This window comes from Flavobacterium sp. GNP011, from assembly GCF_056428925.1.
Window position 1 is genome coordinate 14329 of sequence record NZ_JBWJVJ010000013.1, and the last position, 24733, is coordinate 39061.

Annotated in this window: 29 protein-coding genes; all 29 read right to left on the reverse strand. The window is 30.5% G+C overall.

Annotated elements, in window-relative coordinates; genetic code table 11:
• Positions 1–101: 101 nt before the first annotated feature.
• Entirely contained in the window at positions 102–665 is a 564-nt protein-coding gene (locus AC061E_RS11115; RefSeq protein WP_478286311.1) for a helix-turn-helix domain-containing protein, read from the reverse strand.
• Positions 666–705: 40 nt separating this feature from the next.
• A complete protein-coding gene (locus AC061E_RS11120) occupies positions 706–1041 on the reverse strand; it encodes a type II toxin-antitoxin system HigB family toxin (RefSeq protein WP_158730507.1) in 336 nt (111 codons plus the stop codon).
• Between the two features lie 244 nt (positions 1042–1285).
• Complete coding sequence (locus AC061E_RS11125; protein ID WP_478286312.1) at positions 1286–1777, reverse strand: hypothetical protein; 492 nt, start codon at positions 1775–1777, stop codon at positions 1286–1288.
• 153 nt (positions 1778–1930) lie between these two features.
• Positions 1931–2659: a hypothetical protein gene (locus tag AC061E_RS11130; RefSeq protein ID WP_478286313.1), complete on the reverse strand. Its 729-nt coding sequence runs from the start codon at positions 2657–2659 to the stop codon at positions 1931–1933.
• Positions 2660–2821: 162 nt separating this feature from the next.
• Positions 2822–3121 (reverse strand): hypothetical protein, encoded by a 300-nt coding sequence (locus AC061E_RS11135; RefSeq protein WP_478286133.1) that lies wholly within the window; start codon positions 3119–3121, stop codon positions 2822–2824.
• A gap of 270 nt (positions 3122–3391) precedes the next feature.
• Positions 3392–3970: a hypothetical protein gene (locus AC061E_RS11140; protein WP_478286310.1), complete on the reverse strand. Its 579-nt coding sequence runs from the start codon at positions 3968–3970 to the stop codon at positions 3392–3394.
• Between the two features lie 599 nt (positions 3971–4569).
• A complete protein-coding gene (locus AC061E_RS11145; RefSeq protein WP_478286140.1) occupies positions 4570–5103 on the reverse strand; it encodes a hypothetical protein in 534 nt (177 codons plus the stop codon).
• Positions 5104–5252: 149 nt separating this feature from the next.
• Positions 5253–6254, reverse strand: coding sequence for an IS30 family transposase (locus tag AC061E_RS11150; RefSeq protein ID WP_478286137.1), 1002 nt, complete (start codon positions 6252–6254; stop codon positions 5253–5255).
• Between the two features lie 192 nt (positions 6255–6446).
• On the reverse strand, positions 6447–6782 hold the full coding sequence (locus AC061E_RS11155; RefSeq protein ID WP_478286314.1) for a hypothetical protein: 336 nt from the start codon (positions 6780–6782) through the stop codon (positions 6447–6449).
• Between the two features lie 22 nt (positions 6783–6804).
• Positions 6805–7116, reverse strand: coding sequence for a hypothetical protein (locus tag AC061E_RS11160; RefSeq protein ID WP_478286315.1), 312 nt, complete (start codon positions 7114–7116; stop codon positions 6805–6807).
• A 166-nt stretch (positions 7117–7282) separates the two neighbouring features.
• Entirely contained in the window at positions 7283–7888 is a 606-nt protein-coding gene (locus tag AC061E_RS11165; protein ID WP_478286316.1) for a hypothetical protein, read from the reverse strand.
• A 1599-nt stretch (positions 7889–9487) separates the two neighbouring features.
• Positions 9488–10540: a DUF4062 domain-containing protein gene (locus AC061E_RS11170; RefSeq protein ID WP_478286317.1), complete on the reverse strand. Its 1053-nt coding sequence runs from the start codon at positions 10538–10540 to the stop codon at positions 9488–9490.
• A gap of 126 nt (positions 10541–10666) precedes the next feature.
• Positions 10667–11194 (reverse strand): hypothetical protein, encoded by a 528-nt coding sequence (locus AC061E_RS11175; protein WP_478286318.1) that lies wholly within the window; start codon positions 11192–11194, stop codon positions 10667–10669.
• A 710-nt stretch (positions 11195–11904) separates the two neighbouring features.
• Positions 11905–12825 (reverse strand): hypothetical protein, encoded by a 921-nt coding sequence (locus AC061E_RS11180; RefSeq protein ID WP_478286128.1) that lies wholly within the window; start codon positions 12823–12825, stop codon positions 11905–11907.
• Between the two features lie 187 nt (positions 12826–13012).
• On the reverse strand, positions 13013–13567 hold the full coding sequence (locus AC061E_RS11185; protein ID WP_478286319.1) for a hypothetical protein: 555 nt from the start codon (positions 13565–13567) through the stop codon (positions 13013–13015).
• A gap of 210 nt (positions 13568–13777) precedes the next feature.
• Positions 13778–14215, reverse strand: coding sequence for a hypothetical protein (locus AC061E_RS11190; RefSeq protein WP_478286320.1), 438 nt, complete (start codon positions 14213–14215; stop codon positions 13778–13780).
• Between the two features lie 161 nt (positions 14216–14376).
• Positions 14377–15021: a hypothetical protein gene (locus tag AC061E_RS11195; RefSeq protein WP_478286321.1), complete on the reverse strand. Its 645-nt coding sequence runs from the start codon at positions 15019–15021 to the stop codon at positions 14377–14379.
• 228 nt (positions 15022–15249) lie between these two features.
• Positions 15250–15588, reverse strand: coding sequence for an SMI1/KNR4 family protein (locus AC061E_RS11200; protein ID WP_478286322.1), 339 nt, complete (start codon positions 15586–15588; stop codon positions 15250–15252).
• A gap of 4 nt (positions 15589–15592) precedes the next feature.
• Entirely contained in the window at positions 15593–15823 is a 231-nt protein-coding gene (locus tag AC061E_RS11205) for a hypothetical protein (RefSeq protein ID WP_478286323.1), read from the reverse strand.
• Between the two features lie 180 nt (positions 15824–16003).
• The gene (locus tag AC061E_RS11210) at positions 16004–16495 is read right to left on the reverse strand and encodes a hypothetical protein (protein ID WP_478286312.1); all 492 of its coding nucleotides are present in this window, start codon (positions 16493–16495) and stop codon (positions 16004–16006) included.
• A 154-nt stretch (positions 16496–16649) separates the two neighbouring features.
• Positions 16650–17132 (reverse strand): hypothetical protein, encoded by a 483-nt coding sequence (locus AC061E_RS11215; RefSeq protein ID WP_478286324.1) that lies wholly within the window; start codon positions 17130–17132, stop codon positions 16650–16652.
• Between the two features lie 187 nt (positions 17133–17319).
• Positions 17320–17811 (reverse strand): hypothetical protein, encoded by a 492-nt coding sequence (locus AC061E_RS11220; RefSeq protein WP_478286312.1) that lies wholly within the window; start codon positions 17809–17811, stop codon positions 17320–17322.
• Between the two features lie 169 nt (positions 17812–17980).
• Positions 17981–18379 carry a DUF3805 domain-containing protein gene (locus AC061E_RS11225; RefSeq protein WP_478286325.1) on the reverse strand — a complete coding sequence of 133 codons (399 nt, stop codon included), beginning with the start codon at positions 18377–18379 and terminating at the stop codon, positions 17981–17983.
• Positions 18380–18691: 312 nt separating this feature from the next.
• Positions 18692–19195 (reverse strand): hypothetical protein, encoded by a 504-nt coding sequence (locus AC061E_RS11230; protein ID WP_264564819.1) that lies wholly within the window; start codon positions 19193–19195, stop codon positions 18692–18694.
• A 235-nt stretch (positions 19196–19430) separates the two neighbouring features.
• On the reverse strand, positions 19431–19784 hold the full coding sequence (locus AC061E_RS11235) for a hypothetical protein (RefSeq protein ID WP_478286326.1): 354 nt from the start codon (positions 19782–19784) through the stop codon (positions 19431–19433).
• Positions 19785–20072: 288 nt separating this feature from the next.
• Positions 20073–20675: a DUF6985 domain-containing protein gene (locus AC061E_RS11240; protein WP_478286327.1), complete on the reverse strand. Its 603-nt coding sequence runs from the start codon at positions 20673–20675 to the stop codon at positions 20073–20075.
• A gap of 168 nt (positions 20676–20843) precedes the next feature.
• The gene (locus tag AC061E_RS11245) at positions 20844–21722 is read right to left on the reverse strand and encodes a hypothetical protein (protein ID WP_478286328.1); all 879 of its coding nucleotides are present in this window, start codon (positions 21720–21722) and stop codon (positions 20844–20846) included.
• A gap of 1037 nt (positions 21723–22759) precedes the next feature.
• Positions 22760–23218, reverse strand: coding sequence for a hypothetical protein (locus AC061E_RS11250; RefSeq protein ID WP_478286329.1), 459 nt, complete (start codon positions 23216–23218; stop codon positions 22760–22762).
• Positions 23219–23398: 180 nt separating this feature from the next.
• Positions 23399–24514: a hypothetical protein gene (locus tag AC061E_RS11255; RefSeq protein WP_478286330.1), complete on the reverse strand. Its 1116-nt coding sequence runs from the start codon at positions 24512–24514 to the stop codon at positions 23399–23401.
• Positions 24515–24733 lie beyond the last annotated feature (219 nt).

Genomic DNA, 24733 nt, shown 5'->3' on the forward strand with positions numbered 1-24733 from the left:
GTTTGGGACTAAATTAGCGTTATTTTTCGGATTAGCCAAAATTCCCAAATACAAAACCAATTTCAAATTAAGCCAAATACCCAAATTGCTTGTAGCGTGTGTTAGGCGAAGCTTTTTTCTAAATCTACTTTGGCTAATTTTAGACTAGGTTTATTTATTTTTAATATTGATGCTTTAATTTTACTTCTATCTTTTTGAGGTATAATTGTGGGAATTAGATTTTCAAGTTTAATGTGAAATAAACGATGAATAATTATTAAATCTCTATTGTTAAAAGGGCTAATTCCATTCATTAGTTCTGACATATAAGATTTACGATGGCCTAAAATTACACCTAAATCTTGTTGATTTATGCCATGTTCGGAAATCTTATCTTTAATTACATTTTTTCTGTTTTCTAAAAATCTTCTTTCTTGTTCCGCTATAAACTCTGCAAAATCACTTTCTTGTATTTTTTCATCAGAAATGATTGAATCTTTACTCCAATGTTTATTTTCATATTCTTTGATAATTGCTCGAAGTTGTTTTCTTTCGTTTGCTAATTCAGGGTTATCTTTAACAAGTAATCGAAGTTTTCTATCTAGAATCATTGCTCTTTCAAGACCAATTTCATCAGAAATATGCCCTTTTTTTAATATCTGTTTTAAATCTATTTGTGTTTTCATTTTTTTAAATTGTTGCTAAAGTTGTCTATAAAAGAGTTTATTAAATATGTCCTTTATTTTTTAACCATTTCTTAATAGTATTTTTATTGTTTTTAAATGTAGTTTCATATTCATCATGATTTCCACACCATACTATCGTTGCTTCATCGTCTTCAAATTCTATTAATATAAAAACTCTATGAATATTAATGTCAAAAAAATAAAAATCATCATAAACACAATCTGCATCGGGTCTTTCATTAATAAGATCTAATTTATTGTCCCAATTGCTATCTTTTAAATCATCAAATAATTTATCTATTGCATTGTGTAATAAAATGTTTCCCTTATTCTTACTTTTCAGTTTTTCTAAATGCTTTTTTCCAATTATTTCCATATCGAGTACAAATATACATATAAAAGTTCTAATTATTTCCGAACTTTTAAATTTTGTGTTTATATATTTACGAGTTGTTTTTTAGAGGTGCTGTAAAGTTTCGCCTAACGTCCCGCTACTACAGCGGGTTTGGGACTAAATTAAGCCCTATTTTCGGATTTGCCAAATCATCCCAAATACAAAACCAACTTCTCATTAAGCCAAGTGCCCAAATCCGTTGTAGTAGCTGTTACCAGCTGGCAATTTATATGTAGTCTGTGTCCGAAAAAATAAACCAATTATTTCCTTCGCCATTAATGTCAATATGGTTTGAATTGGAATGATAATCTTTTTCAGTTTCTTCATTACAAGGCGAATAAATGATTTGTACATTTCGCAGTTTGTTAATATTATAACCAGATTTCACATTGAATGTAAAAGTTAGTTTTTCGGAACAATTTAGGTCTTCTTGGGAACTTATTTCCACGCTTTCTATTCCAACTTTATCAAGTTCTTCTTCATAATTTTCAGATATTTTCTTCGATAATTCTGTTAAATTAGGATTTGGTTCGACTTTCAAATATTGAGTTTTTATATTTCTAATTAGTTTTTCAAATTCAATACGATTCTCTGCAAATTCTTCAGAATTTTGCCTAAAACACTTTTCATAATTTGGATTCAACCAGCCATAAGTCAGCCAAACAATTACAATTGCCAATATAATGTAAATTATAAATGTAATTTTTTGAACTTTCACTTAAGTTTCTCTTTTTTAGTTGCTTGCTGGTAACGTTCCCGCGCTACACGCGGTTTGGGACTAAATTAGCGCTATTTTTCGGATTAGCCAAAATTCCCAAATACAAAACCAATTTCAAATTAAGCCTAATACCCAAATTGCTTGTAGCGTGTGTTAGCAGATGTATTTTTTTATTTGTTCTGATATACGTTCTAAATATTCTGTACTTATATCGTTACTTAATTGTCTTATATTTAAAACAATTCTTTTTTCACTTTCATTTGTGAATAACAGAAATCTTTGTCTTGGTTTTGACAAATCTTCCAAGAAACTAACGTTATATCGATTTTCGATTTCAGATTTTTTTAAATAACTTCCAATTGCTAAAATAGTTACATTAAAACTTTTATAGAAAATATGTTCGTTAATTGTCGTTCTATTTTCGTCCTCTTTATTTCCCAATTGCTTTGGTGAAACTTGATGATTAATTTCAGTAATGAATGACTTTAATAAAAAATTATTATTTCTTTCTGAAATATATTCGGGAAAAATAAGATTTATCAATTTTTGATACTGTAACCAAGTATTACCTCTTGATGGTTTTCCATCATATGGGTGTAAAGGATTTTTAAAATAATAATCAAAATAAAATTTATAATCTAAATTTTCAATCATATTTTCAATCAAATAATACCATTGTTTGGGATTTTCAGAAGATTCAGCTTTAATTTGAATTTCGTTTTCTGCTCTTATAGCTTTTTCTTGTCCTACAATTAATATTTTAGAATTTGGATTACCAAAACCTATGTAAAAAGGGTTTGGTTTATTTAATAAATTATTGCTCTGTAATTCAGATTTATTTTTTGCAATATTAACTAAATCTTTAAATGATTCTTTATACATCTCGTTTTTTTTAATATATCTGCTAACGTCCCCGCGCTACAAGCAGTTTGGGACTAAATTAAGCTCTATTTTCGGATTTGCCAAATCTTCCAAATACAAAACCAATTTCAAATTAAGCCAAATCCCCAAATTGCTTGTAGCGTGTGTTGGCAGTAGGTTTTTTCAATGCTGTTTATGTTCTTTCCAATTAAGTTTGTAATAATCTTTTCCAATTTCAGCTTCAATGTCAAATTTATATTTTCCACTTCTTATTTTTTCAATTCCTGTTCCACAAAGAGGATAAGTTATTGTATCACGTTGCATATTTTTAATTATTCCTTCTGGAGTTCCAAAAGGCAAATTGTCTTGTATTGTTAATTTTCTACAATTAATAACTATCGATTTTCGCTTTGTTATTTCGTAATATTTGTCTTCAATTTTCAAAGAGTCAATATCAAAATCAGTTTTATTATAAACTTCCACTTGAATTCTTGCAGAAAAAAAGTAAAAATAAGTTACTGCTATTGAACATAATAATAAACTTAAAAAAATATTCTTTTAAAATTCTTATTTTCCATTTCCATTTTTTTTCTTCTTCTGCGGTAAACTTACTGCCAACGTTCCGGCGCTTGGCGAGGTTGCGAAGTTCGGAACCGATTATTTTCTATCAAAGATAAAATTTCTTGCGAGAAATAAACGTGAATTAACTACAAAATTCGCAATCTTGCCAAACGCCTGTTGTGCGTTCGCTTTTTATTTTTTCTCTAGCAATTTGTCAAATTCGTCTTTAGCATCATCGATTCCTAATATTCTACTTTCAAAAACTCCATAATATTCAACATCATCTATAGAAATTTTTTCGAAATTATTTTCCATAATTCTTAGTCGTATATTTTTTGGTAATTCATTTCTAGTAATTATATAATCAATTATTACAAACTCATTATTATACTTTTTTCCTTGATATTCTTGTTCTATTATTGTTTTAAAAATTAACTTTTCAACACTTACAAGTTTTGCTTTTTTCAAAGTGCTTAGCCAAATTGTTTTTTCAATTTTTCCGATGTTATTTTTCTCAACTTTATATTTTACGTTTTTTTCTAAGTCATATTTTGAAACGCTTTTTAATATTTTACTAAATTCTGGTAAACTTAAATACTTTTCAGTTTTCCTATTGTATATATGACCGTGATCATTTTGCGTTTTAAATTCGCTACTGATTTTCAAGCAAGTTTTTGAAAATTCTGTTTCTTTATTTATTTGATTTCCAATAAAAGAGCAAAAAAACAATAGTGATAATGAAAACAAAAAGCATTTCAGTTTAAATTTCATATTTCATTTACTTTAAAAATTATCGTTTATTTTAATCAGTTTCTGTCGCTCGAAAGTGACGCACAACGTTCTCGCGCTACAAGCAGTTTGGTACTAAATTAAGCCCTATTTTCGGATTTGCCAAATCTTCCAAATACAAAACCAACTTCAAATTAAGCCAAATGCCCAAATTGCTTGTAGCGTGTGTTGGGGAGCGGTTGTTTTGTCGAAATTGCGAATATCCACAAAGTGATAACACTTTTGCTTTTCAAGTTTCTACTTTTCACGCTTCTGCTTTTCAGGTTCCAACTTTTTAAGTTTCTGCTTATAAATTCCAACTTTCACGCTTCTGCTTTTCAGATTACAATTTTCAAGTTTCTGCTGATAAATTCCAATTTTCACGCTTCTGCTTTTAAACTTCTTGCGGAACGTGTGCTTATTTTCTAATTGTTTTTATCTGCGTAATTTCGGCACAAGTCTCCAGTAACGTTCTCGCGCTACAAGCAGTTTGGGACTAAATTCAGTCCATTTTTCGGATTTGCCAAATCTTCCTGACACAAAACCAACTTCAAATTAAGCCTAATACCCAAATTGCTTGTAGCGTGTGTTACCAGCTGTATTTATATTTCCGCACTTATTAATTTTATCCAGTCTTTTCCAAATATTCTCAACTCATAAATCCATAAATTTTCTGTTTTGTTATTTTTGAACCAATAATCTTTTGAATAGTCAATCCAAAAACCATTTTTAAAATCTTTGTCATAAATAGAAAATGAATCTCCGTCAAATTTTACAATTTCGACAATATTTTCAATTATAAATTTAGTTTCTATTTTCAAAATTGCTATTTCTGTAAAACGGTAAAGTTTAAGAAAGTTTTCTTTAGATAATTCCTCTTTAAGAGTTAGAAGCGTTTTTGTAAGATTTCTAATTTCATCTTCTGTAAAACTTAAATTTAAGTAGTTAAATTTGAAATCAGTTCCGTTAAGTTCGATTGCTTTCTGTTCAATTTCTTCGATTGTTAAAATTTCATTTTCTGAAATTATTTTTTCTGAAATTGAGGAAATAAAAGAGATTAATTCAGGTAATTTTAATTTTCTTTCTTCCAGTTTTCGCAATGTTTTTATCTTTAAATTTCTTTCTTCTGTGTTCATTTAGTGTAGGCGGATTCAAGTTTCTATCGCAATTTTTTGCTTTAGAGTTTTGCCTTATTTTTCAAATTCAGAAAGCCAAATTTTGATTGTCTTTAGGCTTTCTAAATTCAAAAAATAAAGCTACGATTTATTTTGACTATACCTAATTATTAGATGAAATTTTGGTTCATATATAATCGACTAATTGTATTTAGTGGCGATTCGTATTCGAGTGTTTTTCGAGGTCTTTCATTGAGCTGATTTTGTACTTCTTTGAGTTGCTTTTTTGATATTAAATTAAAGTCAGTTCCTTTGGGAAAATAGTCTCTAATTAACCCATTCGTATTTTCATTTGTGGGTCTTTCCCAGGGACTATAGGGATGGGCAAAATAGACTTTTACTTTGGAATTTTTAGTAAAGGTTTTGTGTTGCGCCATCTCGGTTCCGTTATCATAAGTCAAAGATAGTTTTAGGTTGTCTGGGAGCTTTCTAAACTCCTTTTCAAAAGCTTTTCTCACGGTTGTTGAGTCTTTCTTTTTCAAGGGTACAATTATTAAAAATCGAGTGGTTCTTTCTACCAGAGTCCCAATAGCACTTTCTCTGTTTTTTCCCAGTATTAGGTCGCCTTCCCAGTGACCAGGTATCTCGCGAGTGAGCACTTCGGCAGGTCGTTCATCAATGCGAATGGGGTCTTTAATTGTGGTTCTTTTATCAGCACCTCTTCGGGTATTTCCTCTGTATTTTCTTTTTTGTCTAAGTTGAGAAATTAGTAGTTTTTCGACCTCTTTTTTAGGTTGAATATAGATGTGATAATAGATATTTTCGTGCGAGATTTGCATAGTTGGATCAAAGGGATAAAATTGTTTTAAAGCATCTGAAATTTGCTTTGGAGACCAATGTAATTCCAACTGTGAATATACAAAATTTTTGAGTTTTGGATTGCTGTTAATTTTGGATGTTCCTAAGCGTTTATCCATTAGATTATAGACATAATTTGCTTCTGCTTTTAGGTTGTCATAAGGTTCATTTTTGACTCTTTTTAGTTCTCTGGAAATGGTGCTTGGATGAACCGATAGAGTAGTGGCAATTTGTTTGTTATTTTTGCCCAAAGCGATTAGTTTTTCAATCTCAATTCTATGATCACGATTGAGTCTTTTGTAAGCTGTTTTCATACTACAATTTTATACATTTTTTGGTTATAAAATTGCGTTAGATTCTTGACTCTGCGGTAATATAGCTGGTAACGTTCTCGCGCTACAAGCAGTTTGGGACTAAATTTAGCCGATTATTCGGATTTGCCAAATCTTCCAAATACAAAACCAATTTCATATTAAGCCAAATACCCAAATTGCTTGTAGCGTGTGTTACCTGTCGTTTTTTTTATTTATGTATGCTTTTGTAATTTCTAAAATTAATTTTGGTTCGTCCATATTTTCTACAAATTCAATTATTTCCGAATCATTAAAATTAGCTATCAAAAAGTTTTTTCCGCTTTCAGATATCTTATAATTTTTTGCTGTTCCGTTGTCAAAATTTTCGAAAACTGTTATTAAGTTATTTTTAAGTAATTCATTCAAGTTCGATGAAATATTTGAAGGAAAATCGGCTCTGTCAAAAAGTTTCATTAATGAGCTTATTCCTCTTATTCCTGGTTCGGATGATATGAGAAATAAAATTAGAATTTGTTTTTTAGTCAGCATTTTAGAATAATTAAAAATTTCATTAATCTTGTCCTTCAATTGTTATATTTAAATATTCACTCCCAATATGTAATCCTAAAAGTAGATTTAGTAATTCTGAATCTGCATTAACAACTATGAGTTTATATTTTTTTGATTCGCTTGAAATTTCTACTTCTTCAATTGATTTTATTCGAACAGTTAATGATAAAGATTGGTTAAATGGAATATTCAAAAACCAATTCACTTCAACAATTCCTTCTCTAATTTCGCCAATCAAATAGAATTCATTTCTACTTCTTATTGCAAAACTATTAATAACTTCAAATTCTCCTTTTATTTCTTCTTTTTCCACTTTTTGGTTTTTCAAAATGACAGGTAACGTTCCCGCGCTACACGCAGGCTGGGATTAAAGATGCGTATTCTTTCTGTTAAAAACAAATGTATCAAATACAAACTATCTTCAAATTAAACCAATTGCCCAGCTTGCTTGTAGCGTGTGTTATGTATAGCCTTTCTTTTCATTCGTTTATTATTAGTTTTCCTTTTAATTCTGCTTCTGTGGTTGTCCAACCATCTTTGTACAATTTGTCCCAACCCCTTTTGCCGTTGTCAATGAAAGTTTGTGTGTCAAACGGCTTTAAGTTGCTGTCAAATATTTCTATTTTGTCAAACCATATTCTAATGTCAATTGTCTTTTTGCTGTATTTATCTTCTTGAAAAAGGTCAATTGTATGTTGTTTTTCAAAGCCGGAAGTAATAATTGTATCAAAACTTACATTGTCTTTCCATTGCTTGAAAACTAACTCTTCAGAGTTGTCTATAAATTCCCAACCATAAAGTGATTCGTTTTTAAATTCACTCATTTGGTCAGAAAGTTCGTTTGGGTCGAATTTAGTAGCTTCATTTTCAATGTCAAGAGTTAATGAAGAAGCAAGTCGTCCAACGTTTCTAAAAGCAAAAAGAAATCTATTGTCATTGGGTATTGTCCCGTCTTGTTGAATAGCAATAGGATAAAAAGTAAGGTAAACAGTTTTGCGTTCCTTGTCATAATCAAGTCCGACAATAATTGCTTCGTTTAAAGCAAGGTTAAGTCCGTCTTTTATGTCTTGGGTAATTTCTGTCATAAGGTTATACATAACGTTCCCGCGCTACAGCGGGTTTGGGACTAAATTAAGCCCTATTTTCGGATTTGCCAAATCTTCCAAATACAAGACCATTTTTAAATTAAGCCAATTGCCCAAATCCGTTGTAGCGTGTGTTACAGGGCGGTTATTTTTGTCGAAATTACGATTTTCACACAAAACTTTCACGCTTTTTTTGGCAAAATCCAATTTTCACGTTTCTGCTTTTCTGCTCGTAATTTTCGGTTCATTATTTCAAATATTTTCTTTTCGTTTTAAAAATCTGCGCAAAAAAAATCAAGTTTCTGCTTTTCAAGTTTCCGTTGGCAAATTCCGATTTTCACGTTTCTGCTTTTTACGCTTCTATTTTCAGATTCCAACTTTCCGACTTCTGCTATCGATTCCAATTTTCACGCTTCTGCTTTGTAAACTTCTTGCGAAATCAATGCTTATTTTCTGATTGTTTTCATCTGCGTAATTTCGGCATAACTGCCCTGTAACGTTCCCGCGCTACACGCGGTTTGGGACTAAATTAGCGTTATTTTTCGGATTAGCCAAAACTTCCAAATACAAAACCAATTTTCCCATTAAGCCAAATGCCCAAATCGCTTGTAGCGTGTGTTATGCGGGGATTGTTTTGTCGAAATTACAATTGAACCGTAAACTTTTCACGCTTCTGTTGGCAAATTCCAATTTTCAAGTTTCTGATTTTCGGTTCATTATTTTGAAAACGTTCTTTTCTTTTTAAAACTCTGTGCAAAAAAATAAAGTTTCTGCTTTTCAGGTTTCTATTTTTCAGGTCTAAACTTTTCAAGTTTCTGCTGATAAATTCTAACTTTCACGCTTCTGCTTTTCACGTTTAAACTTTTCAACTTTTCGCTGGCAAGTTCCAACTCTCATGCTTCCGCATTGTAAACTTCTTGCGGAAACAAAAGTTTATTTTCTGATTGTTTTCATCTGCGTAATTTCGGCAACTCACGCATAACGTTCCCGCGCTACACGCGGTTTGGGACTAAATTAGCGTTATTTTTCGGATTAGCCAAAACTTCCAAATACAAAACCAATTTTCCCATTAAGCCAAATGCCCAAATCGCTTGTAGCGTGTGTTATGCGGGGATTGTTTTGTCGAAATTACAATTGAACCGTAAACTTTTCACGCTTCTGTTGGCAAATTCCAATTTTCAAGTTTCTGATTTTCGGTTCATTATTTTGAAAACGTTCTTTTCTTTTTAAAACTCTGTGCAAAAAAATAAAGTTTCTGCTTTTCAGGTTTCTATTTTTCAGGTCTAAACTTTTCAAGTTTCTGCTGATAAATTCTAACTTTCACGCTTCTGCTTTTCACGTTTAAACTTTTCAACTTTTCGCTGGCAAGTTCCAACTCTCATGCTTCCGCATTGTAAACTTCTTGCGGAAACAAAAGTTTATTTTCTGATTGTTTTCATCTGCGTAATTTCGGCAACTCACGCATAACGTCCCCGCGCTACAGGCAGTTTGGGACTAAATTAAGCCCATTATTCGGATTTGCCAAATCTTCCAAATACAAAACCAATTTCAAATTAAGCCTAATACCCAAATTGCTTGTAGCGTGTGTTAGCAGAAGATTTATTTGAGGTAAATCCTGAAATCAGCTTTTTGAAAAATTTCTAAACTATCTTCCCCATATTTTTCAATCAAATCTGTTACAACTATTTTTAAAGCATTAGCAATATGACAATCATCTGATTGTTTGTCAAAGCTAAGTCTAATTGTAGTTTTTCGTAAATCTTCATCTATATCATATTCACCTTTAGCTCCGAAAATTTTTAATTGAGTAAATACACGTTCACCTTTTGTTGTGCTCCAAGCATAATCTTTAAAAAGATTATTATCTATTTCAAAATATTCCCAATCCCAAGATATTTCTCCATACTTAGCAATAACCCAAAGAACTTTTATTTTTTCAAGTTTATTGTCATTATTCCCTTCAGAGCTAAGAATGCTTTTTAGAATTAAGTGTAATTCTTTTATTCCATTTCGAAAAGCAGTTTCTTCTTCTTGTTCCATATTTTTACTAGTTATTTCATCTATATTAGACGGAAATTCAACATATGAAAGTTTGGAACTATCAATACTTTTTTCCTTTGTTTTTTGGCTTATTAAGCTTTTAGAAAATAATAAAAGATAGAATGATAACTGAGCAACTATTGTGTCTTTAATATTATTTACATTTTCGTATGGAAAAATCCAATTATCAGAAGAAGATGATTTTATATATTCAACAAAGTGAAATATTCTAACATCATCAACATAACTAGACATATTGGCTGTTGGTTTTTTTTTATAAATAGGCATTACTGTTTCTACAACTTTATCAACAAAGATCATTATTGGTATTCCTCGTTTTACTGCTAATTTATATTCTTCATTAGTTATCGATTTTTCGGTTCCAATATAAGTTCCGCCTCTACGTTTTCCTATTATTAATATAAAAAAGTCAGCATAATTTACTTGTTCTAGACAAGCAGTATGAGAATGTAAACCTGGCGAAACACCAAAATTTGTTAATTGAGAGTTTAAGACTTCAAAATTATAACTATTTAAAAAATTTGTTAGTTCGCTTCTTGCGTCATTTAAGTCGTAGCAAGTTGAGCTTATAAATATTCTAGGTTTAGACATATGTTCTTTTTTGGTTTTTAAAATTTTCTGCTAACGTTCCCGCGCTACAAGCAGTTTGGGACTAAATTAAGCCCTATTTTCGGATTTGCCAAATCTTCCAAATACAAAACCAATTTCAAATTAAGCCTAATACCCAAATTGCTTGTAGCGTGTGTTAGCGGTAGCCTTTTTCATTAGTTTTCTTTTTTCAACTCCAATAATATCAAACTCAAAATAATTTTCATATTCCGTTATTTCATAAGGTTGTTCGTTTCCAATTCTATCGACAGATTCACCGTCAAAAGTTATAGTTTCTGCAAATAAATCATCTACTATTAAAATACAATTTTCATGCAAATAAAAAAAAGGTAAATCCAATGATTTATCTAGCTCATTTCTCTTAAGTTGCTTTTTTTCTATATCAATTATTCCCCATTGATACATAAATCTGAAGAAAATAAGTTTAGTGTTTTTAAAGTGATAAAAGTTAAATTCTGTTAACTCTTCAGCGTCATCATTAAGTAAAAATTTCCCAGTTATATTCTGACTTTCTTTTTCTTCGAATTCAAAGTCAACATATGAAGTCTTTTGACATGATGAAATTTCACACGGAATTATCATGTCAAATTTTTCAGATTTCAAATCAGTATCGCGATTTTTAATAGTCAATTTCATTTCCGAAGCTGTTTTTTTTTAAGGTTACCGCTAACGTTCCGGCGCTACAAGCAGTTTGGGACTAAATTAAGCCCATTATTCGGATTTGCCAAATCTTCCTGACACAAAACCAACTTCAAATTAAGCCTAATACCCAAATTGCTTGTAGCGTGTGTTACTGGAGGCTTGTTTTTGTCGAAATTACAATTAAACCGCAAACTTTTCACGTTTCTGTTGGCAAAATCCAACTTCCACGTTTGTGATTTTCGATTCGTAATTTTCAACGTTTTATTTTCAATTATTTACATTTCGTTTTAAAATTCTGCTCAAAAATTTTCAAGTTTTCCACTTTTCAGGTTTCTGTTGGCAGATTACAACTTTCACGTTTCTGCTTTTCAAATTCCAATTTTAACGCTTCCGTTTTTCAGTTTTCAACTTTTCATGTTTCTGCTGGCAAGTTCCAATTTTTACGCTTCTGCTTTTCAGTTTCTGTTGGCAAAATCCAACTTTCACGCTTCTGCTTTTAAACTTCTTGCGGAACGTGTGCTTATTTTCTAATTGTTTTTATCTGCGTAATTTCGGCACAAGTCTCCAGTAACGTTCTCGCGCTACAAGCAGTTTGGGACTAAATTCAGTCCATTTTTCGGATTTGCCAAATCTTCCTGACACAAAACCAACTTCAAATTAAGCCTAATACCCAAATTGCTTGTAGCGTGTGTTGGCGGTAGGTTTTATTCAATCCATTGTCCTTCAGCAATATTTGAATCTAAATACTTTCCATTATGAGCATTATATCTTAATATTTTTTGAAGAAAAGTATTATTTGATTTATAATCTTCATTTGTGAATTTCCAAACCAATATATTTTTACTTACATCGTAATTCAATTCTATTTTTGTTTTTTCTTTAACATTGAATTTACGGTTAACGGCTTTGTTTTTTGTTTCTTGTAAAGAAATTATATTATTTATTAAAGGATTTTTTATCGGTAAATCAATGTCTTTAATAATTTTACCAAATTCATCTACTTCAATGTTAGAAGTATATTCGCCAATTCCTTTTTCAATATTTGAAAATGAAAAACATAAAATATAAAGGTATCGTGTTTCCATGTTATGTCTTTTATAAAAAATGCTATCAATTATTTTTCCTTCTTTGAAATAAATCTGTTTATAAAACTTTTCTCCAACTCTAGATAAAAGATAATCTTTAACTTTTTGAGATACCTTTAAAGGTAAATCATCAAGTCTTGTAGCTATTTTTGGCATATACGGATAAACATCATAAAACGGGCAATTGATTAATATTACATCTTTGGAGAAGGTTTTGGGTTTGTAGTTTGGATTAGGTTGTAATTTTACAATTAAAGTATCATTGTTTTTTAAATTTAATTTTTTATCGACCTTTATAAATCGAGAATCATCAAGATATAATCGATAAGTTTTTAGGCTGTCTAGTTTCAAATATTTTAGACTGTAAAAACCATTGTCATCTTCAGTTCCTAGACTGCTTCCCATATCGTTTTCATCTATTAAATGGGGTAAAAAATATTTGTGTTTTTCATCATCATCATAGGTTTCAACTTTAATCATAGTTTGAGCAAACGAATTCAAAAAACAAAATAGGGAAAGTATGTAAAGAAGTTTTTTCATTTTTTTATCATGGGTTATTGAATTTACGATTTCGTGTTAAACTTACCGCCAACGTCCCCGCGCTACAAGTAGTTTGGGACTAAATTAAGCCCATTATTCGGATTTGCCAAATCTTCCAAATACACAATTAATTTCAAATTAAGCCTAATACCCAAATTGCTTGTAGCGTGTGTTAGCGGTAGTGCATTCAGTCAACGATATTTTTATAATTCTGTTCTCCTAATTTACCAAATCGATAATAAGTTCTGATTTCATCTGAAAACATTTTTATATTTTCTGTTTTAGTCTGAAGAAAAAAATGTTTTTTAAATTCTCCATCTTTTTTATGTATCTCGATGTAATTTTTAACGCCATTTGATTTTTTTCGTTCCCAAGCTCTTATATTTCCATTAAATTTCCCACGATAGTAATCACTTAGAATGGCTATTTTTTCAATTTCGTAAATTGTGTAAACGTCATCATTACAAGTGATTTTTTCGGAGTCTATAATCAAATATCCAGTAAATTCGCCATTAGTGGTTTCGCATTTAAAACAGTTACTTATAATGAAATAAAGGGAGTATAGAAAAGCAATTATTACAAAAAACACACCCAGTAAATCAAGGTTTTCTTCATTTGCAGGAAATATTGATTTTGCAAAATTAAATAAAAAGGGTAGTGACCATAAAGTCATTGCCATTAATAAACGTTTGTCAATTTCGAATGAGCTTTTTGGTGTATATATTCTGAGTTTCTTTTCCATTATTATTTTTTAATATTCCAAATAGGCTTCATTTTTGAACAGATAAATTTCCTCCTATGCGGGGGCATTACCGCTAACGTCCCGCTAGTAGGCGATGGTCGGGCTAAATAAAGCTATTATTTCGGATAATCACTATTTTTTCAAGTACAAAACCAACTTCAAATTAAGCCTAATTCCCGACTATTGCTTACTAGCTGTTAGCGGTAGTGCTTAGTTCTCTTTAAATTCTATTCCGTTAAACTTCGCCCCATTTTTTGTCATGTAACCTTCATATTTTTTTTTATCTAAAACATCTTTAATATCACCATTTTCTCCAACTTCAACTATTGGTGGGCAATCATTACATTTATATTCAACAGCAACAAAACTCAATTTATTTCCATTCTTTTTAACCGCTCCTTTGTAACGATACATTTCACCAGTTTTTTTGAAAGCTGATTTTTCATTTGTTGTTATCGAAACTGAATTTCGTTCAACTATTACGCTATCATTTTTAAAAGTTAAATTTGTTTGAAAGTGCTGGTTTGCAGCATCAAAATATTCATCTTCCTCAAGTCCCGATAATGTTTTTCCATTGAGCGAGTTATTTTGACAAGACGATAAAACTAAACATAAAAAAGTCAAAATAATTTGGTGTATTTTTTTCATAATAGTGTTTTTGCGTTATTTTTTCAGAGCATTACCGCTAACGTTCTCGCGCTACAAGCAGTTTGGGATTAAATTAAGCCCTATTTTCGGATTTGCCAAATCTTCCAAATACAAACCAATTTTTCCATTAAGCCAAATCCCCAAATTGCTTGTAGCGTGTGTTAGTGGCTGTATTTTTTCCACCAATTTAGAAAATAATCTCTACTTTCTATAAATTTCTTTCTGTCGATCATATCAGGGAATAATTCCACAAAATATTCAGGATAATAAGATTGAATTTTTCTAAACTTATTTTTTGAAATTAAATCAAAAACATAGTTAGTTCCATCTGTTATAATTGCTTTTCTATTAATTGTTTCGCCATCTTCGATATAAGTTTTAATGACTCTTGATTGGTTTAAAGAATCGTTTTTTAATTCCCAAAATCCAATTTCGGATAATTTAGTTAATAATTTTTTTACATTGTTTTTTTTGATTTTTTTTCCTTTTTCGCCTTCCAAAAATGTTCCAGTTTTAATTGTATCAACTTTTATTTCCGATTCTCCTTTCTTTTTAGTCCATTGAATAAAATTATCTGAATACGTCCAGCTATTCCATTTTCCATTTTTTAAACCTATGATTTTGTATTCTTTCGAGCAACAAACATCTGAATATGCTAAAACGAATTCAAATTCTTTTAAAAATGTTTTCAATAAAGGATTAGTTAAGGAGTCGCTTTTAGAATAATTGTTTTCTATATTCGGAATTTGACAATAGAAATTTGTCGTAAATAAAATTAATAATAAAAAATGGCATTTGTTTCTCATTTTCTGCTGTTTTTTGGTAATATAGCCACTAACGTCCCCGCGCTACAAGCAGTTTGGGACTAAATTAAGCCCTATTTTCGGATTTGCCAAATCTTTCAAATACAAAACCAATTTCAAATTAAGCCTAAAACCCAAATTGCTTGTAGCGTGTGTTGGCAGTAGTTATTTTCATTCAATTAGGTCTTCGATTGAATTTGCAATTTCAATAATCTCTCCAGTTTCGTGTAACTAAACATAAATTTTTTCTTTTATTTTTGTTTGATTTTCCTCGAACGGCAACATAATTAAATTATCTCCACAACCATTTTCTGCGATTGCAATTCCATTTTCTGGAAAGTCTTCTATTTCTCTTAATTGATTGGTTTCTAAAATAATGTGGTTACAAGTTCGGCTAATTCTTTTATTATCTAATTTGTCAAAAAATGGATATAGTGTCCAATCATCTTCATCGGTTGAAAATTCTCCGCCGTTTTCTTTTTCCATTTTTTCGACGAAGGATTTTGGGAATTCAATTCCCAATTCAACTTCGGCTTCTTTTATGTATTTTGGTTCTATAGGAAATGGCATAATTTTAATATTGTATAAAATCCCAAGGAATGTTTTGTTTAAAGTCTTGAATACTTTCTTCAATTAATTCTAAAGGGATATCTTGCTTCCATAAAGTTACTGTTCTTGTAAGTTTGGTGTCATCTCTAAATATTTCTATTAAAAGTTCATTATTTCGAAAAATTTCCACACCAATTCCATCTCTGTTTCCACTTACATCGCTTGCAATTTCAGTTCTATCTTTATTTTTCTCCATTGTTAGATGTCGTTTGCGTTCATTTTTCGGATAATTACTGCCAACGTCCCGCTACTACAGCGGGTTTGGGACTAAATTAAGCCCTATTTTCGGATTTGCCAAATCATCCCAAATACAAAACCAACTTCTCATTAAGCCAAGTGCCCAAATCCGTTGTAGTAGCTGTTACCAGCTGGCAATTTATATGTAGTCTGTGTCCGAAAAAATAAACCAATTATTTCCTTCGCCATTAATGTCAATATGGTTTGAATTGGAATGATAATCTTTTTCAGTTTCTTCATTACAAGGCGAATAAATGATTTGTACATTTCGCAGTTTGTTAATATTATAACCAGATTTCACATTGAATGTAAAAGTTAGTTTTTCGGAACAATTTAGGTCTTCTTGGGAACTTATTTCCACGCTTTCTATTCCAACTTTATCAAGTTCTTCTTCATAATTTTCAGATATTTTCTTCGATAATTCTGTTAAATTAGGATTTGGTTCGACTTTCAAATATTGAGTTTTTATATTTCTAATTAGTTTTTCAAATTCAATACGATTCTCTGCAAATTCTTCAGAATTTTGCCTAAAACACTTTTCATAATTTGGATTCAACCAGCCATAAGTCAGCCAAACAATTACAATTGCCAATATAATGTAAATTATAAATGTAATTTTTTGAACTTTCACTTAAGTTTCTCTTTTTTAGTTGCTTGCTGGTAACGTTCTGGCACTACAGCGGGTTTGGGACTAAATTAAGCCCATTATTCGGATTTGCCAAATCATCCCAAATACAAAACCATCTTTCCATTAAGCCAAATGCCCAAATCCGTTGTAGTGGCTGTTAGTGGCTGGCTTTTTTTCTGTTGCGATTTCTGATTTCTGTTACAATTGCTGGCAAAATTCCAAAGATTAAACTTGAAATAAATATCAAATCATAGTTTAAATCATTAAAAGCCAAAACTCTTTTTCCATCGTCACAAGCAGTACATTCAATTAATTTTCCATTAGCATCTATGTAGCAAAAAATAATTGTCGAAATTATTATAAGCAACGTGCCAAGTGAAATATTTTTTATGCGTTGTCTATTTTCTTGCCTTTTTAACAATAAAATTATTGAAATTATAAAAATTAAAAATGCTGAAATAAATTCACCACTTGCAAAGTGAAAATACTTTCCATAATTCTTAAATGAAATTTTATTTTCTGTTAATTGTTGAAATAGATTTCGGATTAATTCTCTGTAGTTTTCTTCGTAAGCAAATGCAAGTACAGCCAAAAAATAGACTGCTATTATTCCAACTAATATTTTAATAAGCTTTCTCATTTATTGGATTAAGTTCTTGTTTTCTTGCTTTTCACGTAAGCTTGCCACTAACGTTCCCGCGCTACAGCGGGTTTGGGACTAAATTAAGCCCTATTTTCGGATTTGCCAAATCATCCCAAATACAAAACCAACTTCTCATTAAGCCAAGTGCCCAAATCCGTTGTAGTAGCTGTTACCAGCTGGCAATTTATATGTAGTCTGTGTCCGAAAAAATAAACCAATTATTTCCTTCGCCATTAATGTCAATATGGTTTGAATTGGAATGATAATCTTTTTCAGTTTCTTCATTACAAGGCGAATAAATGATTTGTACATTTCGCAGTTTGTTAATATTATAACCAGATTTCACATTGAATGTAAAAGTTAGTTTTTCGGAACAATTTAGGTCTTCTTGGGAACTTATTTCCACGCTTTCTATTCCAACTTTATCAAGTTCTTCTTCATAATTTTCAGATATTTTCTTCGATAATTCTGTTAAATTAGGATTTGGTTCGACTTTCAAATATTGAGTTTTTATATTTCTAATTAGTTTTTCAAATTCAATACGATTCTCTGCAAATTCTTCAGAATTTTGCCTAAAACACTTTTCATAATTTGGATTCAACCAGCCATAAGTCAGCCAAACAATTACAATTGCCAATATAATGTAAATTATAAATGTAATTTTTTGAACTTTCACTTAAGTTTCTCTTTTTTAGTTGCTTGCTGGTAACGTTCCCGCGCTACACGCGGTTTGGGACTAAATTAGCGCTATTTTTCGGATTAGCCAAAATTCCCAAATACAAAACCAATTTCAAATTAAGCCTAATACCCAAATTGCTTGTAGCGTGTGTTAGCAGATGGTGCTTTTATTCAGTTTTAATTGATTTTAGTATTTCAGCAACTTTATTCAATTCCATTTCAATTTCGTTTTTTCCGTTAAGATTTCCAACAGTAAAAGAGCAAATGTAAAGTTTGTTCTTTTCGATTAAAATCCAATAATTTATTTCTTCATTTTTTGCATTTTCAACATAGTAAACTCCTTGTATATTTTTCCAATCTATATTTTGGCCGTTTTCTTCTCTTAATATTTCTCTTAAAAATTCCTTTGCATTTTTGATTTCATAATTCATTGGAGTTATTCTTAAATTTCCCGTCCATTGAGTTGTGTCAAAAAAAGCATTTGTGTTTTTTTCATCAGTTTCATATTCACTCCAATTTTCAGGAATGTTTACAAAATAATTATATTCGGAATTGAATTTTTTCATTTTTTTATTTTTCCCGCAATTACTAAAAGAAACAAGAATTATAAGAGTTAAAAATTGCTTCATTTCTGTTTTGGTTTTCTTTTTCTACGGATTTTTTCTGCACTATCTGCTAACGTTCTCGCGCTACAAGCAGTTTGGGACTAAATTAAGCCCATTATTCGGATTTGCCAAATCTTCCTGACACAAAACCAACTTCAAATTAAGCCTAAAACCCAAATTGCTTGTAGCGTGTGTTATGGGTTGCTTGTTTTAGTCGAAATTACAATTAAACCGTAAACTTTTTAAGTTTCTATTGTCAGATGCCAACTTTTTTTATTTGTTAAAGATAATTTGATTTCTTTCGTCAATAATTATTCTGGCATCCAAATCTAATATTTCATTATTTGTTATTGGGTCTTTTTCGACTTTAAAAGTATAAAACCAAGTTTCTCCTTTGTCAAACGAAATCAGTGCTAAACCAGCTGTAAATTTCACTTTCTTTTTAGCGTCCTCCATTTCCAAACTGAAAGGAATACTACATTGTAGTTGATTTTTATAACTAATTATTTCAGAGTTTTTCCCGAATGAAATGTTTGTGACTTTAACTCCTTTTGCTTCATAATTTTTACTCAATTCCGTTAGTAAGAAAACTAAATCTTGTTTTGTTTTCAAATATTCGATTAGTTTTGGTGTTGCAAAATCTGAAAGTGTTTCAAAATCTTTTTCTAGAAACAATTCTCGAAAACTTAAAGTAGATTTTTCAATTTTATCTGATAAATTTTGTCCATTCATTATAAATGGAAATATGAATAATAATAGACAAACGTAGTCCTTCATTTAGATAGTTTTTTTTAGTGAATACAACTTCCTGATTGTTTTCTCCAGCGTCATTTCGGCACAAGTAACCCATAACGTTTTGCAGCTTGGCGATGTGGCGGATTAAGTAAGCCTAAACTTTCGGTTAAACACTGACTTTGCAAGTACAAAATCAACTTCAAATTAAGCCCAAAACCCGCCATATTGCCAAACTGCTGTTGTGCGTTCGGTTTTTATTTACAATTCTGTTTTAGTTTTACCATTCTCTCCATTCTTCGGTGATATCTTCATCTTTTTCATTATAACCTTTAAGATTTCCTGCCAAAATTATTATTTCTGCAAGTTGTTCTCTTTGATCTGTTTCGATTAATTCGTATTCACATTTTTCATTTAGTTCATTTAATTTCAGAACAACTTTCTCAACAACTTTCATTCCATTTTCTTTGTTTTCGGTTTGTGCTAATTCAGTTAAAAATGTATCAATTAATTTCATACATTTTTCAACATCTTTTTCAGTATATTCAGTTTCTCCTGGCTCGATATATTCAATCATTCCAGTTTTTAAACTTTCAATAATTGTTTTAATTTCAACGTTTTCTGTTAAGTTCATTTTTAATTTTGTTAGTTTGTTATTAGATTTTTGTTCACAAGAAAATGTAATAATTATTATGAGAATTATAAATATTTTTCTGTTCAATTTTCAATTTTTAGTTATTTCAATTTAATTTTTCTTTCGGTTTTCTGTCGCTCGAAACTGACGCACAACGTTTCCGCGCTACAAGCAGTTTGGGACTAAATTAAGCCCTATTTTCGGATTTGCCAAATCTCCCAAATACAAACCAATTTTCAAATCAAGCCTAATACCCAAATTGCTTGTAGCGTGTGTTAGTGGCTGGCTTTATTTCCAAAACTTCCACCACTCAGTTTCAGTTTTATTTTCTTTTTGGTCAAATTGACTTAACAATTTATCTTTTGAATCCGGTTTTCCATAAGCGTCTGCTTCTGTCAAATGTCCGTCTTGGTCACTTATTCTCGTTAATTTCTTTCCTTGCCGAAATACAAGCTGAAGTCCGTGTTCCTGTTCCCAATCACATTCACAAGCAATTTGAATATAAATGTCTCGTTCATTGTAAGGGCGTCTCGTTACATAAATTTCAGATGGTTGAATGAAATTCCAAATTTCGTTTTTGTTTTTTATTTGTCTTAATACTTCGTCCGCTGAGTCAATTTCAACTGCTTCTAAAAAGTCCATACAGTTTTTATAAGCAAGGTTGGAAATTGCGTTTCTATCGTCAGAGTTTAATTTCAAAAAGGATGTCAAAGCTTGGTCAGCTTCGGCAATAAATGTTTTGTCGTGTTCGGGTTCAAAATCCATAAATATTATGGATAATTTTTCTTTGTCAAAAAACGGAATTTCAATTTCGCCACTTTTCCACCAATCAGAAAAATTTTCTTCTTGTCTTAGTTGTCCAATTATTTTTGAAGTAATTTCAATGCTCATCGTCTGTCGTTTTTTCTTAAGCTAGCCACTAACGTTCTCGCGCTACAGCGGGTTTGGGACTAAATTAAGCCCTATTTTCGGATTTGCCAAATCATCCCAAATACAAAACCAACTTTCCATTAAGCCAATTGCCCAAATCCGTTGTAGCGTGTGTTGGCAGTAGTAGTTTTATGTTCTTGGTTTTTCGTTAAACAAGTTTTCAATTTGTACTCTTTCTGCAAAATTTTCAAGTTTTAATTCTGATTTTGTTGAATTGAATAAATCCTTAATTTTTTTTGCGTTTTCAGGATGAATAATTTTACAATTTGAATATTCATAATCATTAAAATATTCTCCAAATCTATTCTCCAAATTCTCTCTTGAAATAAGTATATTTTCTTGAATTTTTCTGAAAAACTTTGTGTAAATCTTGGTTAGTAAAAAATAGTCAGAATTTGGAATTAAGTTTGGAATATGTTCTGTCCAACTTGAAACTGTAATTACTTTATTTTCTGCTTTTGTTTTGAAAAAGAAAATTTTTGGCACAAAATAATTTTCGCCAAGTTTTTCTTGGATTTCATTTCTCTGAAAATTATATTTCCAAATTTCGTTAGATTTTTCAAATTCTAAATAACTGTTTTGTTCTCCAAAATGTTCAGAACTTGAATTTAAGTTTGTTGAGTTCCAATTTTCAAACAATTCCTCTTTTTTAGGTTGATAAGGGATTTCTTTGTCAGATTGAGGATTTGTAATGTAAACATCTAAATCATTAATTATTTTTTCAATAAATAAAAATGCTTCAGTTCCAAAAAAACTTGGGCGCAAAAAAATCAAAATGAAAGAAAAATTTAAACTTTCAAAATCTTCGTAATTTTCTACAAACTCAATTTCTTCTTCGTCAATTTCAGTTTCGCTTTTCTCAATTATGAAATAAACTTCTGTGTCTTTATTTTGAAAAAGCCATTGACCTTTTTCTTCTGTAACTAAATTTTCAGATAAATAATCTTCAACTTCTTTTTCAGTTAATTTGCTTTCTTTTCTTTTAAAAAAGTATAAATCGTAACTCATTTCGTTCTGTTTTTTGGGACTATTACTGCCAACGTCTTGGCGCTACACGCAGGCTGGGGTTAAAAAATCCTAAAACTTTCGGTTAAAAACTAATCTCGGCTGATACAAAACCATCTTTAAATTAAGCCAAATGCCCAGCTTGCTTGTAGCGGCTGTTATGGGCCGGTTGTTTTGTCGAAATTACGAATTTCCGCAAAGTTTTAACGTTTTTGTTTCGTAATTTTCTGTGTTTCAATTTTTACGCTTCTGCTGGCAAGTTTCTGTTTTTACACTTCAACTTTCAGATTTCTGCGTTTCTACTTTCACGCTTCTACTGGCAAGTTTCTACTTTTACGCTTCCAACTCTGAAGTTTCTGCTTTTCACGCTTCTGCTGGCAAAATCGAACTTTCACGCTTCTGCTTTGTAAGTTTATACATAAATTAAACGCTTGTTTTTCAGATTATTTTCTTCTGCGTAATTTCGGCACAACTGGCCCATAACGTTCCCGCGCTACACGCGGTTTGGGACTAAATTAGCGTTATTTTTCTGATTAGCCAAAACTTCCAAATACAAACCAATTTTCCCATTAAGCCAAAATGCCCAAATCGCTTGTAGCGTGTGTTAGGGTGTGTAGCGACACGTTTGAAAAGCACCAAAGTTCATCCGTTCCAATTTCGGTAGCTTTTCTGTTTTGTGTTTGTCGTCGGAATTATGTTTTTCAATTAAAACTCAAAAAAAAATCGAAAAATTTTTCCGCTTTCTGTTTTCCGCAAAGTGATTCAAATTTGCTTTTCTTTCGCATTTCGATGTCAGATTCTGGGCTTGATTTGCGTCGGCACGCTAGCTAGTTCATTATTATTTTTTCAGTTGCAAAACGTCTCATTGATGTCGGCTGTGTCTTTTCAACGGAGCTATACACCCTAACGTTCCGGCGCTTGGCGAGGTTGCGAACTACGGAACCGATTATTTTCAATCAAAGATAAAATTTCTTGCGAGAAATAAACGTGTATTTACTACAAAATTCGCAATCTTGCCAAACGCCTGTTGTATGCTGTGTTTATTTAAATTTCTCCAATTCAATTGCTTCGTCAAAGTAATTTTTAAATTTTTCAGACAAAGATTGGTTTTTAAACTTTACGATTGTATAAGAACTATCAAAAGCAATTATTTCTATTTCGGAATTATTTACTTGAAGATTACCATTTCCCCAAACCAAATCATTTCCTTCAACGAATGGCAAGTTATTCTCATCAATTTCAATTTCAATATTTTTCGGAACAGCTGATATTACACCCCAAATTATTTGAGTTTCAGAATTAACAATTTTTAGAAACTCTTCATTGTTTAATTTAAAATAATCCTCGTCAAAATTTATCGGCAAAGATTTGTTAGTCATAAAATCTAAATCACATAAAAACCAGTTATAGTTTTCTATATTATCCAAAATGGGTTTTAAAGTTTCACTTAAATTAGTATGAAATTTAATTTTTTTAGTATTTCTAATTATCCAATTCATCTATTAAGTTTTGTTGTGGTAACATAGCATACAACGTTCCCGCGCTACAGCGGGTTTGGGACTAAATTAAGCCCATTATTCGGATTTGCCAAATCATTTTAAATACAAAACCAACTTTCCATTAAGCCAATTGCCCAAATCCGTTGTAGCGTGTGTTGGTAGCTGTGTTTTTACACGTAATTAGTAGACCATTAATTTAATTTCAAAGTTTTCAGCGTCAATATTAAAAGGAATAAATATACTCTCTAAAAAGTAGCCATTTAATTCTTTTTCGTATTTAAAGAAATCCGTAATTTTTTCATTATCTGTTTGATTAATTAAATCAAAAGATTTTTCTTTTGATTTTTTCAATGTTATTCTGCATTCAAAATTTGGAATGTCTGCATTAAAAGTTATTACTTTAAAGTGCATTTGTTTCTCATTATTTGAAAATTTATTAAATTTAAAATCTTCAATTGAAATTTTATTATCTATTAAACCTAACCAATGTATAAGTCCATTTTTAATTATTTGAGAGTTTTGTTTTTTGTCGATAATCCAAAATAAATCTTTATAAAATTCTTTCAGCAAACTAAAAAAATCTTTAATAAATTTTGAATTTGATATTTTTAAATACTGATTTTCGGGATTAAAATTCAAAGATTCTTTGTGCTTATTGGAAATCTCTGTAATAGTTTTAATCTCTGAAAATATAGAGATATTATGGACTATATTATTTCTCAAGAATTGAATATCTTTTAGTTTTGAGATATATTTTTCAATTTTATCCGTTTCTAATTCTATTACAAGTTCTAAGTATTGAATTGAAGAATTTAAATAATCTCGCGTATTGAAATGAGAAGGTTTTATTTTTTTTTGAAATATTTCAGAAGCAATATTTGAGATTTCATTTAGTTTACTTTCATTCAGAGAGTATAATGCTATTAGAGTTGATTTACTATATAAATCTAAAAAATTCTTATACTCATTGTCAATTTCTTCTATTGTATTAAAGTGCAAATATTCAAGAGTTTCTAATCCTGAAATATGCATTGCATAACTATGAGCTGAATCATCATCTTTATTCCCATCAAAAGTTTCGGCATAAATTTTTTCGGCAATTTCTTTTTGAGTTTTATAGGTTTCGTTTTTGCTACTAATTTCTCCTTGCCATTCTTTTATGTAACTTTTTAGCGTTAGTAGATATTGACGATTATAAATGTCAATTTGCTTTTTAATCTCATTAAATAATATTTCAAATTTATTCTCAGGCTTTTGATGAGAAATCTGATAGAACGAATGTTGAAATCTATTCATTTAGTTAATGTTTTCTGATTTATTCTTCGGTTTTTAACATAGCTACCAACGTTCCCGCGCTACAAGCAGTTTGGGACTAAATTAAGCCCAATTTTCGGATTAGCCAAATCTTCCAAATACAAAACCAACTTTAAATTAAGCCTAATACCCAAATTGCTTGTAGCGTGTGTTGGTGGCTGGTTGTTTTGTCGAAATCACGAATTTCCACAAAGTTTTCAC

Bases quoted from the DNA above. Each gene is read 5' to 3' on its own strand.
- AC061E_RS11180 (WP_478286128.1), bottom strand. From the start codon at position 12,825: ATGAAAAAACTTCTTTACATACTTTCCCTATTTTGTTTTTTGAATTCG.
- AC061E_RS11150 (WP_478286137.1), bottom strand. From the start codon at position 6,254: ATGAAAACAGCTTACAAAAGACTCAATCGTGATCATAGAATTGAGATT.
- AC061E_RS11165 (WP_478286316.1), bottom strand. From the start codon at position 7,888: ATGACAGAAATTACCCAAGACATAAAAGACGGACTTAACCTTGCTTTA.
- AC061E_RS11225 (WP_478286325.1), bottom strand. From the start codon at position 18,379: ATGAAAAAATTCAATTCCGAATATAATTATTTTGTAAACATTCCTGAA.
- AC061E_RS11185 (WP_478286319.1), bottom strand. From the start codon at position 13,567: ATGGAAAAGAAACTCAGAATATATACACCAAAAAGCTCATTCGAAATT.
- AC061E_RS11235 (WP_478286326.1), bottom strand. From the start codon at position 19,784: ATGAACTTAACAGAAAACGTTGAAATTAAAACAATTATTGAAAGTTTA.
- AC061E_RS11205 (WP_478286323.1), bottom strand. From the start codon at position 15,823: ATGGAGAAAAATAAAGATAGAACTGAAATTGCAAGCGATGTAAGTGGA.
- AC061E_RS11170 (WP_478286317.1), bottom strand. From the start codon at position 10,540: ATGTCTAAACCTAGAATATTTATAAGCTCAACTTGCTACGACTTAAAT.
- AC061E_RS11240 (WP_478286327.1), bottom strand. From the start codon at position 20,675: ATGAGCATTGAAATTACTTCAAAAATAATTGGACAACTAAGACAAGAA.
- AC061E_RS11255 (WP_478286330.1), bottom strand. From the start codon at position 24,514: ATGAATAGATTTCAACATTCGTTCTATCAGATTTCTCATCAAAAGCCT.
- AC061E_RS11115 (WP_478286311.1), bottom strand. From the start codon at position 665: ATGAAAACACAAATAGATTTAAAACAGATATTAAAAAAAGGGCATATT.
- AC061E_RS11145 (WP_478286140.1), bottom strand. From the start codon at position 5,103: ATGAACACAGAAGAAAGAAATTTAAAGATAAAAACATTGCGAAAACTG.
- AC061E_RS11130 (WP_478286313.1), bottom strand. From the start codon at position 2,659: ATGTATAAAGAATCATTTAAAGATTTAGTTAATATTGCAAAAAATAAA.
- AC061E_RS11140 (WP_478286310.1), bottom strand. From the start codon at position 3,970: ATGAAATTTAAACTGAAATGCTTTTTGTTTTCATTATCACTATTGTTT.
- AC061E_RS11120 (WP_158730507.1), bottom strand. From the start codon at position 1,041: ATGGAAATAATTGGAAAAAAGCATTTAGAAAAACTGAAAAGTAAGAAT.
- AC061E_RS11215 (WP_478286324.1), bottom strand. From the start codon at position 17,132: ATGAGAAAGCTTATTAAAATATTAGTTGGAATAATAGCAGTCTATTTT.
- AC061E_RS11190 (WP_478286320.1), bottom strand. From the start codon at position 14,215: ATGAAAAAAATACACCAAATTATTTTGACTTTTTTATGTTTAGTTTTA.
- AC061E_RS11195 (WP_478286321.1), bottom strand. From the start codon at position 15,021: ATGAGAAACAAATGCCATTTTTTATTATTAATTTTATTTACGACAAAT.
- AC061E_RS11245 (WP_478286328.1), bottom strand. From the start codon at position 21,722: ATGAGTTACGATTTATACTTTTTTAAAAGAAAAGAAAGCAAATTAACT.
- AC061E_RS11250 (WP_478286329.1), bottom strand. From the start codon at position 23,218: ATGAATTGGATAATTAGAAATACTAAAAAAATTAAATTTCATACTAAT.
- AC061E_RS11200 (WP_478286322.1), bottom strand. From the start codon at position 15,588: ATGCCATTTCCTATAGAACCAAAATACATAAAAGAAGCCGAAGTTGAA.
- AC061E_RS11175 (WP_478286318.1), bottom strand. From the start codon at position 11,194: ATGAAATTGACTATTAAAAATCGCGATACTGATTTGAAATCTGAAAAA.
- AC061E_RS11155 (WP_478286314.1), bottom strand. From the start codon at position 6,782: ATGCTGACTAAAAAACAAATTCTAATTTTATTTCTCATATCATCCGAA.
- AC061E_RS11230 (WP_264564819.1), bottom strand. From the start codon at position 19,195: ATGAAGGACTACGTTTGTCTATTATTATTCATATTTCCATTTATAATG.